We start from the raw sequence: 302 nt of genomic DNA, 5'->3' as shown, positions 1-302 counted from the left end.
TTCGAGTGTGTTTTCGCAGGTGGTCATCGGGGCGCCTTCGTGGTGGTGTGGGGGTCGCAGGCGTCTCCGATACCGTCGTGGTCGGTGTCGGTTTGGTCTTGGTTGGCTATGGTGGGGCAATTATCTTGAGCATCGGGTACGCCGTCACCGTCTCGGGTGACCTGGATCGGGAAGGTGAGAGTGTCACTGGCGCCACTGTCGTCGGTGATACGCAAGTGCGCCCGATACTTTCCGATTCGGGTGAGGGTGCGAGTGATCTCAGGCGTAGCACTATCAATCTCGTAGTGTTCGTCACCATCCAA

The 302-nt window shown here is 58.6% G+C and carries 1 protein-coding gene; it reads right to left on the bottom strand.

Annotated elements, in window-relative coordinates; genetic code table 11:
* Positions 1 to 23: 23 nt before the first annotated feature.
* A partial coding sequence (locus tag A5483_RS10925; protein ID WP_082864055.1) for a thrombospondin type 3 repeat-containing protein occupies positions 24 to 302 on the bottom strand: 279 nt, incomplete at its 5' end.

It is taken from the genome of Cutibacterium namnetense (assembly GCF_001642025.1).
Classification (GTDB): Bacteria; Actinomycetota; Actinomycetes; order Propionibacteriales; family Propionibacteriaceae; genus Cutibacterium; species Cutibacterium namnetense.
Note: the sequence above shows the minus strand (reverse complement) of the source record. Positions and strands in the feature narration are given on the sequence as shown.